Raw genomic sequence first — 14,058 nt, 5'->3', positions numbered from 1 at the left:
ATAGATCAGAAAAGACTGAAAAATAGGCCAGATAATTCCCCAAGGAGAGGTGGAAATATCAACTTACTTTCAACCCCGCCCATTTTGCGCGCTTTTATAAGAGCACGCTCGTGACATTAAGACCTAGCGGACACCACAAGCCATGAACAAAAACCTGCGCTTCAGCCATAAAATCCTGCTTGCCGCCGCCCTCATCGTTATTGCCGCCTTCGCCTCCTTTACGCTGTACAACGATTATTTACAGCGCAACGCGATCCGCGAAGACCTGGACAATTACCTGCATGAAATGGGCGATGTGACCGCGAGCAACATCCAGACCTGGCTCACCGGGCGCATCCTGTTGATCGAAAACCTGGCGCAGAACCTGGCAATCGACCCGCAATCGACCAAGGTCGCCAGCCTGCTCGAACAGAAGGCCTTGACCTCGACCTTCATGGCCTCCTACCTGGGCGATGCCAGCGGCAGCTTCACCATCCGCCCGGATGCGAAGATGCCCGACGGTTTCGATCCCCGGGTTCGCCCCTGGTACAAGGGCGCCGAAAGCAGCAGCGGCTCGACCCTCACCGAACCCTATATAGATGCCGCCACCGGCCAGCTGATCATTTCCGTCGCCACCGCCTCGCGTCATGCCGGGCAGAGCATCGGCGTGGTGGGTGGCGACCTGAGCCTGCAGACCCTGGTCGAAACCCTCAATGCCCTGGATTTCGACGGCATGGGCTATGCCTTCCTGGTCAGCGCCGACGGCAAGATCCTGGTGCACCCGGACAAGGCGCTGGTGATGAAGAGCCTGAGCGAGGCCTATCCGCAGAACACCCCACGCATCAGTGGCGACTTCAGCGAAATCGAAGTCGAGGGCAAGACCCGCATCGTCACCTTCACCCCGATCAAGGGCCTGCCGTCGGTGAATTGGTACATCGGCCTGTCCGTGGACAAGGACAAGGCGTTCTCGATGCTCAGCGAGTTCCGCGCCTCCGCCATCATTGCCACTATCATCGCCGTGGCCATCATCATCGCCCTGCTGGGCATGCTGATCCGGGTGCTGATGCAGCCCCTGCACGTCATGACCCGCGCCATGCAGGACATCGCCGACGGCGAAGGCGACCTGACCCGTCGCCTGACCATCCAGAACCAGGATGAATTCGGCATCCTCGGCACCGCGTTCAACCGCTTCGTGGAGCGCATCCACGGTTCGATCCGCGAAGTGTCGTCGGCCACCGAGCACGTCAACGAAGTCGCCCTGCGGGTGGTCAGCGCCTCCAATTCGTCGATGCTCAACTCCGACGAGCAGGCCAGCCGCACCAACAGCGTGGCCGCGGCGATCAATCAGCTCGGCGCCGCCGCCCAGGAAATCGCCCGCAACGCCGCCCAGGCTTCGCAGCAGGCCAGCGATGCGCGCAGCCTGGCCGAGGACGGCCAGCAGGTGGTGGATCGCAGCATCCTGGCGATGAACCAGCTGTCGGACATGATCAGCGCCTCCAGCAGCAACATCGAAACCCTCAACAGCAAGACGGTGAACATCGGGCAGATCCTCGAAGTCATCACCAGCATCTCCCAGCAGACCAACTTGCTGGCCCTCAACGCCGCCATCGAAGCGGCGCGGGCGGGCGAGGCCGGACGCGGTTTCGCCGTGGTCGCCGATGAAGTGCGCAACCTGGCCCATCGCACCCAGGAATCGGCGCAACAGGTGCAGACCATGATCGAGGAGCTGCAGGTTGGTGCCCGCGAGTCGGTCAGCACCATGAGCAACAGCCAGCGCCACAGCCAGGACAGCGTGGAGATCGCCAACCAGGCCGGCGAACGCCTGAACAGCGTGACCCAGCGCATTGGCGAGATCGACGGCATGAACCAGTCGGTCGCCACCGCGACCGAGGAACAGACCTCGGTGGTGGAGTCGATCAACATGGACATCACCGAAATCAACACCCTGAACCAGGAAGGGGTGGAAAACCTGCAGTCGACCCTGCGTGCCTGTTCCGACCTCGAGCAGCAGGCCGCCCGCCTGAAGCAACTGGTCGGCAGCTTCCGTATCTGACCCTTCCGCCAGCCGATGCCTGGGCAAAACCCAGGCATCGGCTGGCAACAATCGCCCCTGGATCCACAGCAAGCCGTTCATCCAGACGCGTCGCCAACCGCCACGGCATCCCGACCGAACATCTATCCTTGATAAGGGTCAACCCTAAGGAGAACACCGGATCGGAGGGATGATCATCGTGCATATCGCTGACATAACCATGTTCTACGCCCCTGCCAGCGGTGGCGTGCGCACTTATCTGGACGCCAAGCATCGTCGCCTGGGACGCCAACCAGGAATCCGCCACAGTTTGCTGATCCCCGGGGCTCACTTCAGCGAACGCGACGGCATCTATAAAGTCCCCGCTCCCGCCCTGCCCTTTGGCAAGGGCTACCGTTTTCCCCTGCGCCTGGGGCCCTGGCGCAATGTGCTCCATGACCTGCAACCGGACCTGATCGAAGTCGGCGACCCCTACCTCACCGCCTGGGCGGCCCTGGATGCCCGCCGCCAGCTGGATGTACCTGTGATCGGCTTTTATCACTCGGACCTGCCGCTGCTGGTCAGCAACCGCATGGGCCCCTGGTTCACCCCGAATGTCGAGGCCTATGTGCGCAAGCTGTACGGCAATTTCGACCGGGTCCTGGCCCCCAGCCAGGTCATGGCCGACAAACTGATCGGCCTGGGCGTGCGCAACGTCTATGTGCAACCCCTGGGCGTGGACCTGCAGACCTTCCACCCGAGCCACCGCGACCCTGGCCTGCGCGCCGCACTGGGGATTGCCGAAGACAGCCGCCTGCTGATCTTTGCCGGCCGTGGCTCCAAGGAAAAGAACCTGCCGGTGCTGCTCAACTGTATGCAGCGCCTGGACAAGCGCTACCACCTGCTGCTGGTGGGCTCGGCCATGCCGACCGCGGTGCCGGAGAATGTCACGGTGATCGACCAGTTCTGCCCGGCCCCTCAGGTCGCCCGCCTGATGGCCAGCGCCGACGCCCTGGTACATGCCGGGGATCAGGAAACCTTTGGCCTGGTGATCCTGGAAGCCATGGCCAGTGGCATTCCCGTGGTCGCGGTGGCCGCCGGGGCCTTTCAGGAAATCGTCACCGCGGAAGGTGGCCTGCTGTGCGCGCCAAACAATCCGCTGGCGATGGCCCAGGCCGTACAGGAATTGTTCGCCCAAGGCTGTGCCGAGCGAGGCCAACGGGCGCGCCGCCATGTCGAACGCTACTACGCCTGGGATACGGTGGTCGCCAGCCTGCTGGAGCACTACCGCGCCGTACTCGGCACCCAGCAGCCGATGCTGGCCCATGGTTGAGTCCGCCGGTGTGCCCAGCGTGCTGCTGGTCTTGCACGATGTCGCGCCACAGACCTGGATCGACTACCAACCCTTCGTCGAAGCCGTCGACGCCATGGGCAACGTGCCGATGACCTGGCTGGTGGTACCGGATTTTCACCGACACAACCCGCTCGATGCTCACCCCGGGTTTCGCCGGCTGCTCAGCGCGCGCCTGGAACGGGGCGACGAACTGGTGCTGCACGGTTACTTCCATTGCGATGAGGGTCCGCCACCGCGTACCCCGTATGACGGGTTCATGCGCCGCGTGTACACCCATGAGGGCGAGTTCTACAGCCTCTCGGAAAATGCTGCCCTGGCACGCCTGCATGCTGGCCTGGAACTGTTCCAGCGCTATAACTGGCCCCTGCAGGGGTTTGTCGCCCCCGCCTGGCTGATGAGCCCGGGCACACGCCAGGCCCTGCGCCAACTGCCTCTGCGCTACACCAGCGGCCCGCAACAGCTGTACCGGCTGCCGGACTTCTCGCCGATCGCCGCCCCCGGCCTGGTGTGGAGTGCCCGCAGCGCCTGGCGCCGAAAAGCCTCCCGGCTGGTCAGCCTGCAACGTGAACGACGCTGGCGGCAGGCACCGGTGATTCGCCTCGGCCTGCACCCGGTGGACATGCGTTACCCCGACTCGCGCCAGTACTGGCTGGACACCCTCGAGCGCCTGCTGGAACAAGGACGAAAGCCGCTGACCAAGGCCGACTGGCTCGACACCCAGCCGCCAAGGGCGCGCGGTACCCCATGAGCCGGGCGATCTGGCTGGCCATGGCCTTGCTGGTGGCGATCCTGGTGCCGCTGCTGCTGGGCGGCGGCGAACTGTGGGGGCGGGTCCAGCGTTTTTCCCTGCCGTTGCTGCTCGGCATGCTGAGCATGATCCTGCTGTGCTGGGTCATCAATTCGCTGCGCCTGAGCCTGCTGCTGGGCCGACACCGCGGCCAGCTGGGACGCTGGAAGAGCCTCGCGGTGGTGATGTCCACCGAGTTCGCCATCTGCGCCACGCCCGGCGGCAGTGGCGGCCCCCTGACGCTGATGGCCCTGCTGGCGCGCAATGGTGTGCGCCCGGCCCGCGGCAGCGCGGTGTTTGCCATGGATCAGTTGAGCGACCTGCTGTTTTTCCTCTGCGCGCTGCTGGGGATCCTGTTCTACGCGCTGTTCCAGAACCTCAGCCAGCGCCTGGAATGGCTGCTGATCCTCAGCAGCCTTTCGCTGTTCGGCGGGTTATGCATCTGCCTGGCGATAGCCCGCTACCACCGTCGCCTGATCCTGCTCAGCGGCCATCTACTGGCGCCCTTCAAGGTTCGCCCCGCTACCCGTCGACGCCTGGCGCGCAAGTGGCTGCACTTCCTCAAGGCCTTCGGCGACAGCCTGAAACTGCCCTGGCAGACCCTGACAGGAGTCTTTGCCCTGACCTGCCTGCATTGGGCGCTGCGCTACAGCGTGCTGTACCTGGCGTTGCGCGGGCTGGGGGTGGACCTGCAATGGGCCTGGACCTTTCTGATCCAGATGCTCGCCCTGAGCGCAGGGCAATTCAGCCTGCTGCCCGGCGGCGCGGGAGCGGCGGAGCTGACATCGGCGGCGCTGCTGGCGCCCATGGTGGGGAAAACGACGGCGGCCGCGGCCATCCTGATCTGGCGGGCCGTTACCTATTATTTCTATCTGCTGGCCGGCGGGCCGGTATTCCTGCTGATGGTCGGGCGCCCCTTGCTGCGCACCCTGATGAAGCTCAAGCAGGCTTAGGCGGGTCTGTGTCCGGGGCATCCTGCTGCAACTGCTGCCACAACTCGGCGGCGCCGGGAAACTCGGTACCGTCCTCGGCGCTCATGTCGTCCGGGTCGTAGCGACTCAGGCAGCCCTCGCCGAGGGTGGCGGGTGCCTTGGATGTGGCTTTATCCAGTGGATCACTCATCGGCCGATCCTCATCAAAAATCGCCGGGCCTGGAGCTTGGATGCCCGGGCCCGGCGAATTCGATCAGAGCATTTTTTGATCAGAGCACTCTCGATCAGAATACTCTCGATTAGAACACTACAGTCTTGTTGCCGTGCACCAGCACGCGGTCTTCCAGGTGGTAGCGCAGGCCGCGGGCCAGGACCATCTTCTCGACGTCACGGCCGAAACGCACCATGTCTTCGATGCTGTCGCTGTGGCTGACACGGACCACGTCCTGCTCGATGATCGGGCCGGCGTCCAGCTCTTCGGTCACGTAGTGGCAGGTCGCGCCGATCAGCTTCACACCACGCAGGGAAGCCTGGTGGTAAGGCTTGGCGCCGACGAACGACGGCAGGAAGCTGTGGTGGATGTTGATCACCTTGTGCGCGTATTCGCTGCACAGTTCCGGCGGCAGGATTTGCATGTAGCGCGCCAGCACCACCACTTCGGCGTCGTGCTGCTTGACCAGGCGCGAGACCTCGGCGAACGCCGGCTCCTTGTCCTGCGGGTTGACCGGTACGTGGTAATAAGGAATGCCATGCCACTCGACCATGCTGCGCAAGTCGTCGTGGTTGGAAATCACACAGGAGATTTCGCAGTCGAGTTCGTCGCTGTGCCAGCGATGCAGCAGGTCAGCCAGGCAATGGGACTCGCGGCTGGCCATCAACACCACGCGCTTCTTTTGCGCGGTATCGGTGATACGCCAGTCCATCGAGAATTCTTCGGCAATCGGTGCGAAGGCTTCACGGAAGGCTTCAAGGCCGAACGGCAAAGAGTCGGCACGTATTTCGTGACGCATGAAGAACCAGCCGCTCAGGTCATCCGAGTGGTGACTGGCTTCGGTGATCCAGCCGTTGTGGGACGCCAGAAAGTTACTGACTTTGGCAACGATGCCAACGCGGTCCGGGCAAGAAATCACCAACCGAAAAGTGCGCATGAGGGGGAAACTCCAGAACTTCGCAAAGGCCGCCATTCTAGCGATTGCGCGACAAAACTGCAGTATTCGTGATGTCGGAATCCGATTCCTCTGAGCCACCTGTAGGGCTCATGCCCGATGCGAGCGGGAAATCAGTCACACTTGGAAATAGTCCCATAACTCTTTGGGAAATATTCCTGCGGACTCGCTCACAACATTTAACTCATCACTCAGCTTCTTTGCTAAACACTCTAATCAAATTAAATAAAAGCCGGCTTTATTGTTTACTTGGGCAAACTGCCTGACTATTATTACGCCATTATCACCTGCCACTCAGCACTCAACATAAGGCAATTCTCATGTCCCTGATCAACGAATACCGCGCCACAGAAGAAGCTATCAAAGAGCTGCAAGCCCGTTTGAAGAACCTGTCGCAAGACGACAAACTGCAAGCCGAGCTGGAATTCGAAGGCAAACTGCGCGCCCTGATGGGTGAATACTCCAAGTCCCTGCGCGACATCATCGCGCTGCTGGATCCGGACTCGAAAGTTAAGGCGCCACGTGTTGCCGCCAAAACTACCGGCACCAAGCGCGCGCGCAAGGTCAAACAATACAAGAACCCGCACAACGGTGAAGTCATCGAAACCAAGGGTGGCAACCACAAAACCCTGAAAGAGTGGAAAGCCAAGTGGGGCGGCGACGTGGTCGAAGGCTGGGCAACCCTGCTGGGTTAAGCCGTACGCCCGTCACAGAGGGATTTGCGACCTTATGAAAAAACGCCAGCTTGCTGGCGTTTTTTTATTTCCGGCAAATACCCGAAATGTTCTAAGCCGAACAATCAAAGGCCGAAGCGCAGGGCCAGCGACCGGCTGTAATCCTGCCATTCATCCAGCACCTGACGCTGAATCGATGTAGCACTCGCCAGTAGTTCGGCAGCCGCCTGATTGAAACTTTCCAGGGTATTGGGCGCTCCCCACTGCGGGTCGCACAGACGCTGCTGACAGAATGTTTTCCAGCGCTCTTGCTCCTCCCCGTTCAAGGTGTCAGGAAAGTTACGGGCGCGATAACGAAATAATAATTCCGGCAAACGTTCATCATCGAACGGCCATTGCTCTTGCCCTAAATGAACCGGCTCGGCATTGCGCACTTGTTCGCATAAGCGTCGGTCGCGATCACCGATAAAACCGTCGTACAACTGCTGCTCGGGATCGAGGCTGGGAGCAAAATCCTCGCTGGCATAAATCGCCGCAAGTTTATCCCGCCAAACTTCTTGTGCGTCACTTAGCCGCAGCGCCCGGGCCTTATATTCCGCCATGTCCAGTTGCAAGCGCTGCTGGTCTTCGCCGCGCAATACATTCAGCGGCGCGACGACCGGACAGCGGTTGATATGGATCAGCTTCAACGGCACCGGCAGCTCGCCTTCGGCCAGGTCTTCGCGGCGGGTATACAGGCGCTGGCGCAGCGTCTCGGCGTCCAGGTCGAGCAATCCCTGCGGGTCCAGGTGCAGGTCGCAGACAATCAGGGCGTTGCGATTGCGCGGGTGCCAGGCCAGCGGCAGGACCACGCCGACATAACTGCGCGCCGCGGAAAAGCGTCCGGAAATATGCACCAGCGGTTGCAGCAGGCGGATCTGGTCCATGACCTTCTGTTTGCTGCGCAACTGGAACAGCCATTCATACAACTTCGGCTGTTTGTCGCGAATCAACTTGGCCAAGGCAATGGTGGCGCGCACATCGGACAGCGCTTCGTGGGCATGCCCGTGATCGATGCCATTGGCGGCGGTCAGGCGCTCCAGCTTCAGGGTCACCCGCCCTTCCTCGTCCCGTGGCCAGACGATTCCTTCCGGGCGCAAAGCATAGGCGGTGCGCACCACATCGATCAGGTCCCAGCGGCTGTTGCCGCCTTGCCACTCGCGGGCATAAGGGTCGAAGAAATTCCGGTACAGGCTGTAGCGGGTCATCTCATCGTCGAAGCGCAGAGTGTTATAGCCGGCGCCACAGGTGCCCGGCGCCGCCAGCTGGGCGTGCACCCGGGTCATGAAATCGGCTTCGCTCAGCCCCTGCTCGGCCAGCCGGCCCGGGGTAATGCCGGTGATCATGCAGGCCGCCGGATGGGGCAGGATGTCGTCGCTGGGCTGACAATAGAGATTGACCGGCTCGCCGATCTCGTTGAGTTCGAAGTCGGTGCGAATCCCTGCCACCTGCAACGGCCGATCGCTGCGCGGGTTGATGCCGGTGGTTTCGTAGTCGTACCAGAAGATGGAAGTCACGGGCTGTTCCTGAGCAAAAGACCGGCAAAGTCTAGGCGCTTGGCACCGGCCGCGGCCAGCCTTCTTGCGATTCAAGGGTAACGGCGCACGTCACGCGGGACAGTTAATGATGTCGTTCGCCCCTCCGACACTGCTAGCATCAGGCGGTCATTCATCGCCACCAGGCCAGCCTCACGTTGCCTATGCTCGAGACGACAGCACTGCCAGGGAAAGCATTGCCCCCGCCACTGGACACTCGCTACCAGGTCGAAACGCCAGAAGGCATCGACCTGCCGCTGCGGCCGGCGGGGCTGATGTCGCGCGCCCTGGCCTTTGCCATCGACCTGGGCTTTCGCGGCCTGATCCTCGGCGTGCTGTTTATTGTCCTGGGGTTTCTCGGACAGCTCGGCATGGGGCTGGGCTCGATCCTGCTGTTTCTGGTCAGTTGGTGGTACATGGTGCTGTTCGAGGTGTTGAACCAGGGCCGCTCGCCCGGCAAGCAACTGATGGGCCTGCGGGTCGTGCAGGACGATGGCACGCCGATCGGCTGGGGCCCTTCCCTGACCCGCAACCTGCTGCGTTTTGTCGACATGCTGCCGTTCGGTTATTTCCTCGGCGCCATCAGCTGTTTGCAGCACCCGACCTTCAAGCGCCTCGGTGACCTGGCCGCCGGCACGCTGGTGATCTATCGCGAGCAGCCGGTGGTCCGCCCGACCTTGCCGGCCGTGCCCGCCAAAACCGCCGCCTTCGCCCTGAGCCTGGCCGAACAGCGGGCTATCCTCAGCTTCGCCGAACGCCAGGAGCAACTGTCCGCGCAGCGGGTCCAGGAACTGGCCGCCCTGCTCGCCGAGCCCCTGCATGTAACGCCGGCGCAGGCCAGCGCCGAACTCAACGGTATCGCCCGCGGGCTGCTGGGGCCGACATGAAACAGAGCCTGTTCGAAAGCCGTCATCAAGCCTTGTGGCAGCGCTTGCGCGAACAGCTCGAGCAACTGGAACGCGGCCAGGCGACGCCCGAGACCAGCGCCCGTTTCCCCGAGGATTACCGGCGCCTGTGCCAGCACCTGGCCCTGGCCCAGGAGCGCGGCTACAGCAGTTTCCTGGTCGACCCGCTGCAGCAGTTGGCGCTACGTGGCCATCAGCAGCTCTATCGCCAACGCAGCCCGCTGGGCGCCCGGGTCCTGGGCTTCATCCTGGCCGGTTTCCCGCAACTGGTGCGCGAACAGTGGCGCTTCGTCCTGGCCGCCAGCCTGGTGTTCTTTGGCAGCCTGCTGGGTATCGGCCTGCTGGTGTACCTGGTGCCCGAACTGATCTACAGCGTGGTCAGCCCGCAACAGGTGGCCGAAATGCAACGCCTCTACGATCCGGACGCCAGTCGCCTGGGCCGCCTCGCCAACCGGGCCGCCGGCGAAGACTGGATGATGTTCGGCTACTACATCATGAACAACATCGGCATCGCCTTTCAGACCTTTGCCAGCGGCCTGCTGTTCGGCCTGGGGAGCCTGTTCTTCCTGTTCTTCAACGGCCTGACCATCGGCGCAGTGGCCGGCCACCTGACCCAGATCGGCTATGGCGCCACCTTCTGGTCGTTTGTCGTCGGCCACAGCGCCTTCGAGCTCAGCGCCATCGCCCTGGCCGGCGCGGCGGGGCTGAAAATGGGCTGGTCGCTGATCGCCCCCGGGCGCCTGCCCCGCGGCGAAGCCTTGCTGCTGGCCGCGCGCACCAGCGTGCGGTTGATCTGCGGGGTCATCCTGTTCCTGCTGATCGCCGCGTTCATCGAAGCCTATTGGTCCTCCCTGACCTGGCCGGCGCTCTGGATCAAATACCTGGTCGGCGGCACCTGCTGGCTGCTGGTCCTGGCCTACCTGATATTCGCTGGACGCCGTCATGCGCCTGAGTGAAGCCAGCGTGGTGATTCGCCCGCGCACCACCTGGGAAGCCATGGACCTGGGCGTGCTGCTGAGCCAGCGCCACCGGCGCCTGCTGATGACCAGCTGGGCGCTGATCACCCTGCCGGTATTCGCCCTGCTCAGCCTGCTGCTCTGGGACTCGCCCACCCTCGCCCTGCTGCTGTTCTGGTGACTCAAGCCGGCCTTCGAACGGCTGCCGCTGTACATCCTCGCCAAGGCCCTGTTCGGCGAAACCCCGACCTTGCGCCAGGCCCTGCGCCAATGGCCCAGGCTGCTCAAGCCGCAACTGCTGGCCAGCCTGACCTGGCGGCGCCTGAGCCTGAGCCGCAGCTTCATCATGCCCGTGGTGCAGCTCGAGGGCCTGAGCGGCGAGGCGCGCCAGCAACGGGTGCGGGTGCTGCAACAGCATTATGCCGGGGCCGCGCACTGGCTGACCCTGATCGGCGTGCACCTGGAAGGTGTTTTGTGGATCGGCCTGCTGGCGCTGTTCTATCTGCTGCTGCCGCAGCAGATCGAGCTGGACTGGGACTGGCAGACGTTGATCGCCGCCGCCGAGCAGGACTGGCTCTGGCTCGAACACCTGACCAACGCCTTTTATGCGCTGATCCTGATTGTCTGGGAGCCGGTGTACGTCGCCTGCGGCTTCAGCCTCTACCTCAATCGCCGCACGCTGCTGGAAGCCTGGGACATCGAGTTGGTGCTGCGCCGCCTGCGCCAGCGCTTGAGCGGCGTCGCCGTGCTGCTGGTCCTGGGCAGCCTGAGCCTGCTGCCCCTGGCGCCCGAGGCCTGGGCCGCCGAGCCGCTCGCCACCCCCGACAGCCCGCGCCTGCTGGAGCAACCGCTGACCAGCCAGGCCGCGAAAGACAGCATCGACCAGATCCTCGACCAGCCGCCCTTCAAGAACCCGCAGACCGTGACCCGTTACCGGTTCGCCGAAGACAGCCCGAAAAGCGCTGAACAATCCGAGCTGCCGGGCTGGCTCAAGGCCCTGATCGATCGGCTCGACAGCAGCGTCTTCGGCGCCGCGGCCAAGGCCCTGGAGATCCTGCTCTGGGCCCTGCTGCTGGGAGCGCTGGCCTTGCTGGTGTGGCGTCATCGCGAGTGGTTGCGGGCCTTTGTCGGCCGTCGAGCGCTGCCTGGCAAGATCCCTGCGCGCGCCGCTCCGCAACAGTTGTTCGGCCTGGACCTCAACCCCGACGCCTTGCCCGAGGATGTCGCCAGCGCAGCCGAAGCGCTCTGGCCACAGCAGCCACGCGAAGCCCTCGGGCTGTTGTACCGCGCGCTGCTGAGCCGGCTGCTGCATGACTTTCGCCTGCCGCTGAAACCGGCGGACACCGAGGGCCAGGTCCTCGAACAGGTCAAGGCCTTGCAGTTGCCCCAGCTCCAGGCGTTCAGCAGCAGCCTGACCCTGCACTGGCAGAACCTGGCCTACGGTCATCGCCTGCCTCCCGCGCAGTTGAGGCAGGAACTGTGCGATGGCTGGCGGACCCTGTTCGGCCCGGGAGCCCCACGATGAACCGGCGCCTGCTACCGCTGCTCGCGCTGCTGATCGCCGGCCTGCTCGGCGGCTTGCTGCTGTACCTCTACCTCAACGCCCGGCCCTATCAGGAAACCATCGATCACGGCCCCTCCCCGCAAGCCCGCGCCAACCCTTACCTGGCGGCGGAAATGTTCCTGCGCCAGCGCGGCTTGCAGGTCCACCACGCCAACGGCCTGGAGGTGCTGCCGACCCTCAAGCCGGAACAGCACAGCCTGTTGCTGCTGGGCGAGCGCTCGAACATGACGCCGCAGCAGGTCGAGCACCTGCTGGACTGGGCCCGGGCCGGCGGGCGCCTGCTGTTCGTCGCCGAAGCACTGTGGAATAAAGAGGCCGGACGCAGCGGCGACCTGCTGCTCGATCGCCTGCACCTGCGCCAGTTTCTCAGCAAGGACCTCAAAGCCCCGCCGCCCGGCGCCGGCAAAGAGCCTTACCCGAAACTGACCAAGCTCTACCTGGAAGACGAAGACGCGCCGGCCTACATCGGTTTCAATACCGACTTCCACCTGGAAGACCCGGACAACCTCGCCCAGTCCTGGGCCAACAGCGCCCGGGCGACCCACATGATGCAACTGAGCTACGGCCAGGGTTCGGTTACCGTGCTCACCGATGCCGAGATCTGGAAGACCCCACTCATCGCCAAGTACGACAACGCCTGGCTGCTCTGGTACCTGAGCGCCGACAGCGACGTCACCCTGCTGTTCGACACCGATCACGACAGCCTCTGGAGCCTGCTGCTGAAGTATTTCCCCCAGGCATTGGTCGCCCTGGCGGCGCTGCTCGGCCTGTGGCTGTGGCATGTCGGGGTTCGTCACGGGCCGATGCAGGCCCCGGCCCCCAGGGCCCGGCGCCAGTTGCGCGAGCACCTGCAAGCCAGCGCCCACTTCCTGCTGCGCCATACCGGCCAGCAAGGACTGCTGCACGCCCTGCGCCAGGACATCCTGCGCCGCGCCCAGCATCGGCATCCCGGTTTCGAACGACTCACCGCCGCCGAACAAGGGCAGGTACTGGCCCGCCTCACCCGGCAACCGGACAGCGTCATCAGCCAGGCCCTGGCTCCCCAGCCGACACAACGCCTTTCCAGCGCCGACTTCAGCCGCCTGGTCACCCACCTGCAAACTCTCAGGAATGCCCTATGAGCGACCTCCCCGCCGAACCGCTTCCCGCCACCGAGCCCGGTCATGCGCAAGCGCATGCCGTCCAGCAACGCCAGCGCGCCAGCCAGTTGGCCCAGGCCCTGCGCCACGAGCTGCAAAAGGTCGTGATCGGCCAGGACGCGGTGATCGACGACGTGCTTACCGCCCTGATCGCCGGTGGCCATGTGCTGCTCGAAGGCGTGCCCGGGCTGGGCAAGACCTTGCTGGTGCGCGCCCTGGCCCGTTGCTTTGGCGGCGAGTTCGCGCGCATCCAGTTCACCCCGGACCTGATGCCCAGCGATGTCACCGGCCATGCGGTCTACGACCTGCAGACCGAGCAGTTCAAGCTGCGCAAGGGCCCCTTGTTCACCAACCTGCTGCTGGCCGACGAGATCAACCGCGCGCCGGCCAAAACCCAGGCCGCCCTGCTCGAAGCCATGCAGGAACGCCAGGTCACCCTCGAAGGCCGGGCCCTGCCCATCGCCCAGCCCTTCATGGTCCTGGCCACGCAGAACCCGATCGAACAGGAAGGCACCTACCCGCTGCCGGAGTCCGAACTCGACCGTTTCATGCTCAAGCTGCGCATGGATTACCCGGACAGCGACGAGGAATTGAACATGGTCCGCCAGGTCACCCGCTCGCCCCGGGCCGACATGCTCGACGTGCAGCCGCTGCGTACCCTGCTGCAGGCCAAGGACGTGCTGGCCCTGCAGCGGATCGCCAGCGACCTGCCGCTGGACGAGCAGGTCCTCGACTACGCCGTGCGGCTGGCCCGGGCCACCCGCAGCTGGCCGGGGTTGACCCTCGGCGCCGGGCCGCGCGCGTCGATCGCCCTGGTCCGCGGGGCGCGGGCCAGGGCTTTGCTGCGCGGCGGCGAGTTCGTCATTCCGGATGACATCAAGGGCTGCGCCCTGGCGGTGCTGCGCCATCGCGTGCGGATCGCCCCGGAGCTGGATATCGAAGGCCTGTCGGTGGAGCAGGTGCTCAAGCAACTGCTCGATCAAGTGCCGGCACCGCGACTGTGAGCTTTGTGACCTT

The 14,058-nt window shown here is 64.0% G+C and carries 12 protein-coding genes and 2 pseudogenes; 11 read left to right on the top strand and 3 right to left on the bottom strand.

All coding sequences use genetic code 11. From position 1 onward, the window contains the following. Positions 1-142: 142 nt before the first annotated feature. The 5 genes and pseudogenes from PVZ80_RS34140 to PVZ80_RS31820 all read left to right on the top strand — a co-directional run. Positions 143-1,174, top strand: a pseudogene (locus PVZ80_RS34140) (HAMP domain-containing protein); the annotation flags it as partial. A gap of 93 nt (positions 1,175-1,267) precedes the next feature. Then, positions 1,268-2,032 carry a methyl-accepting chemotaxis protein gene (locus PVZ80_RS34135; RefSeq protein ID WP_371920946.1) on the top strand — a complete coding sequence of 255 codons (765 nt, stop codon included), beginning with the start codon at positions 1,268-1,270 and terminating at the stop codon, positions 2,030-2,032. Between the two features lie 169 nt (positions 2,033-2,201). Further along, positions 2,202-3,323, top strand: a complete 1,122-nt coding sequence (locus PVZ80_RS31830; protein WP_110177439.1) for a glycosyltransferase family 4 protein — start codon at positions 2,202-2,204, stop codon at positions 3,321-3,323. Then, on the top strand, positions 3,316-4,092 hold the full coding sequence (locus tag PVZ80_RS31825) for a DUF2334 domain-containing protein (protein WP_028683246.1): 777 nt from the start codon (positions 3,316-3,318) through the stop codon (positions 4,090-4,092). Before PVZ80_RS31830 ends, PVZ80_RS31825 begins: the two co-directional genes overlap by 8 nt. Then, positions 4,089-5,084 carry a lysylphosphatidylglycerol synthase transmembrane domain-containing protein gene (locus PVZ80_RS31820; RefSeq protein WP_038634698.1) on the top strand — a complete coding sequence of 332 codons (996 nt, stop codon included), beginning with the start codon at positions 4,089-4,091 and terminating at the stop codon, positions 5,082-5,084. The genes PVZ80_RS31825 and PVZ80_RS31820 overlap by 4 nt, the downstream gene beginning before the upstream one ends. Here the strand turns inward: PVZ80_RS31820 and PVZ80_RS31815 are convergent. Beyond that, entirely contained in the window at positions 5,071-5,253 is a 183-nt protein-coding gene (locus PVZ80_RS31815; protein ID WP_016703378.1) for a hypothetical protein, read from the bottom strand. The genes PVZ80_RS31820 and PVZ80_RS31815 overlap by 14 nt on opposite strands. 109 nt (positions 5,254-5,362) lie before the next feature. Beyond that, on the bottom strand, positions 5,363-6,211 hold the full coding sequence (gene purU / locus PVZ80_RS31810; RefSeq protein ID WP_007931173.1) for a formyltetrahydrofolate deformylase: 849 nt from the start codon (positions 6,209-6,211) through the stop codon (positions 5,363-5,365). A gap of 338 nt (positions 6,212-6,549) precedes the next feature. Here purU and mvaT point away from each other — a divergent pair, with 338 nt between their 5' ends. Beyond that, positions 6,550-6,924: a histone-like nucleoid-structuring protein MvaT gene (gene mvaT / locus PVZ80_RS31805; protein ID WP_007931174.1), complete on the top strand. Its 375-nt coding sequence runs from the start codon at positions 6,550-6,552 to the stop codon at positions 6,922-6,924. 104 nt (positions 6,925-7,028) lie between these two features. Here mvaT and sbcB read toward each other — a convergent pair whose 3' ends face one another. Next, positions 7,029-8,459, bottom strand: a complete 1,431-nt coding sequence (gene sbcB, locus PVZ80_RS31800; protein WP_124314277.1) for an exodeoxyribonuclease I — start codon at positions 8,457-8,459, stop codon at positions 7,029-7,031. A gap of 182 nt (positions 8,460-8,641) precedes the next feature. Here sbcB and PVZ80_RS31795 point away from each other — a divergent pair, with 182 nt between their 5' ends. The 5 genes and pseudogenes from PVZ80_RS31795 (at position 8,642) to PVZ80_RS31775 (ending at position 14,045) form a co-directional block, all read left to right on the top strand. Continuing rightward, complete coding sequence (locus tag PVZ80_RS31795; protein WP_009050491.1) at positions 8,642-9,364, top strand: RDD family protein; 723 nt, start codon at positions 8,642-8,644, stop codon at positions 9,362-9,364. Beyond that, positions 9,361-10,338 (top strand): stage II sporulation protein M, encoded by a 978-nt coding sequence (locus PVZ80_RS31790; protein ID WP_273865009.1) that lies wholly within the window; start codon positions 9,361-9,363, stop codon positions 10,336-10,338. Before PVZ80_RS31795 ends, PVZ80_RS31790 begins: the two co-directional genes overlap by 4 nt. Next, positions 10,325-11,863, top strand: a pseudogene (locus tag PVZ80_RS31785) (DUF4129 domain-containing protein). The gene PVZ80_RS31790 and the pseudogene PVZ80_RS31785 overlap by 14 nt, the downstream one beginning before the upstream one ends. Continuing rightward, on the top strand, positions 11,860-13,023 hold the full coding sequence (locus PVZ80_RS31780; RefSeq protein ID WP_273865008.1) for a DUF4350 domain-containing protein: 1,164 nt from the start codon (positions 11,860-11,862) through the stop codon (positions 13,021-13,023). Before PVZ80_RS31785 ends, PVZ80_RS31780 begins: the two are co-directional and overlap by 4 nt. Further along, positions 13,020-14,045 (top strand): AAA family ATPase, encoded by a 1,026-nt coding sequence (locus PVZ80_RS31775; protein WP_273865007.1) that lies wholly within the window; start codon positions 13,020-13,022, stop codon positions 14,043-14,045. The genes PVZ80_RS31780 and PVZ80_RS31775 overlap by 4 nt, the downstream gene beginning before the upstream one ends. Positions 14,046-14,058: the final 13 nt, after the last annotated feature.

The sequence above is a fragment of the Pseudomonas sp. B3G-3 genome, from assembly GCF_028640915.1.
Lineage (GTDB): Bacteria > Pseudomonadota > Gammaproteobacteria > Pseudomonadales > Pseudomonadaceae > Aquipseudomonas > Aquipseudomonas chlororaphis_I.
The sequence above is the reverse complement of the archived record's forward strand: the minus strand, read 5'-3'. Positions and strand labels throughout refer to the sequence as shown.

Excerpts from the sequence above, each read along its gene's own strand:
- PVZ80_RS34135 (WP_371920946.1), top strand. The coding sequence starts at position 1,268 with ATGCTCAACTCCGACGAGCAGGCCAGCCGCACCAACAGCGTGGCCGCG.
- PVZ80_RS31830 (WP_110177439.1), top strand. The coding sequence starts at position 2,202 with ATGATCATCGTGCATATCGCTGACATAACCATGTTCTACGCCCCTGCC.
- PVZ80_RS31825 (WP_028683246.1), top strand. The coding sequence starts at position 3,316 with ATGGTTGAGTCCGCCGGTGTGCCCAGCGTGCTGCTGGTCTTGCACGAT.
- PVZ80_RS31820 (WP_038634698.1), top strand. The coding sequence starts at position 4,089 with ATGAGCCGGGCGATCTGGCTGGCCATGGCCTTGCTGGTGGCGATCCTG.
- PVZ80_RS31815 (WP_016703378.1), bottom strand. The coding sequence starts at position 5,253 with ATGAGTGATCCACTGGATAAAGCCACATCCAAGGCACCCGCCACCCTC.
- purU (WP_007931173.1), bottom strand. The coding sequence starts at position 6,211 with ATGCGCACTTTTCGGTTGGTGATTTCTTGCCCGGACCGCGTTGGCATC.
- mvaT (WP_007931174.1), top strand. The coding sequence starts at position 6,550 with ATGTCCCTGATCAACGAATACCGCGCCACAGAAGAAGCTATCAAAGAG.
- PVZ80_RS31795 (WP_009050491.1), top strand. The coding sequence starts at position 8,642 with ATGCTCGAGACGACAGCACTGCCAGGGAAAGCATTGCCCCCGCCACTG.
- PVZ80_RS31790 (WP_273865009.1), top strand. The coding sequence starts at position 9,361 with ATGAAACAGAGCCTGTTCGAAAGCCGTCATCAAGCCTTGTGGCAGCGC.
- PVZ80_RS31780 (WP_273865008.1), top strand. The coding sequence starts at position 11,860 with ATGAACCGGCGCCTGCTACCGCTGCTCGCGCTGCTGATCGCCGGCCTG.
- PVZ80_RS31775 (WP_273865007.1), top strand. The coding sequence starts at position 13,020 with ATGAGCGACCTCCCCGCCGAACCGCTTCCCGCCACCGAGCCCGGTCAT.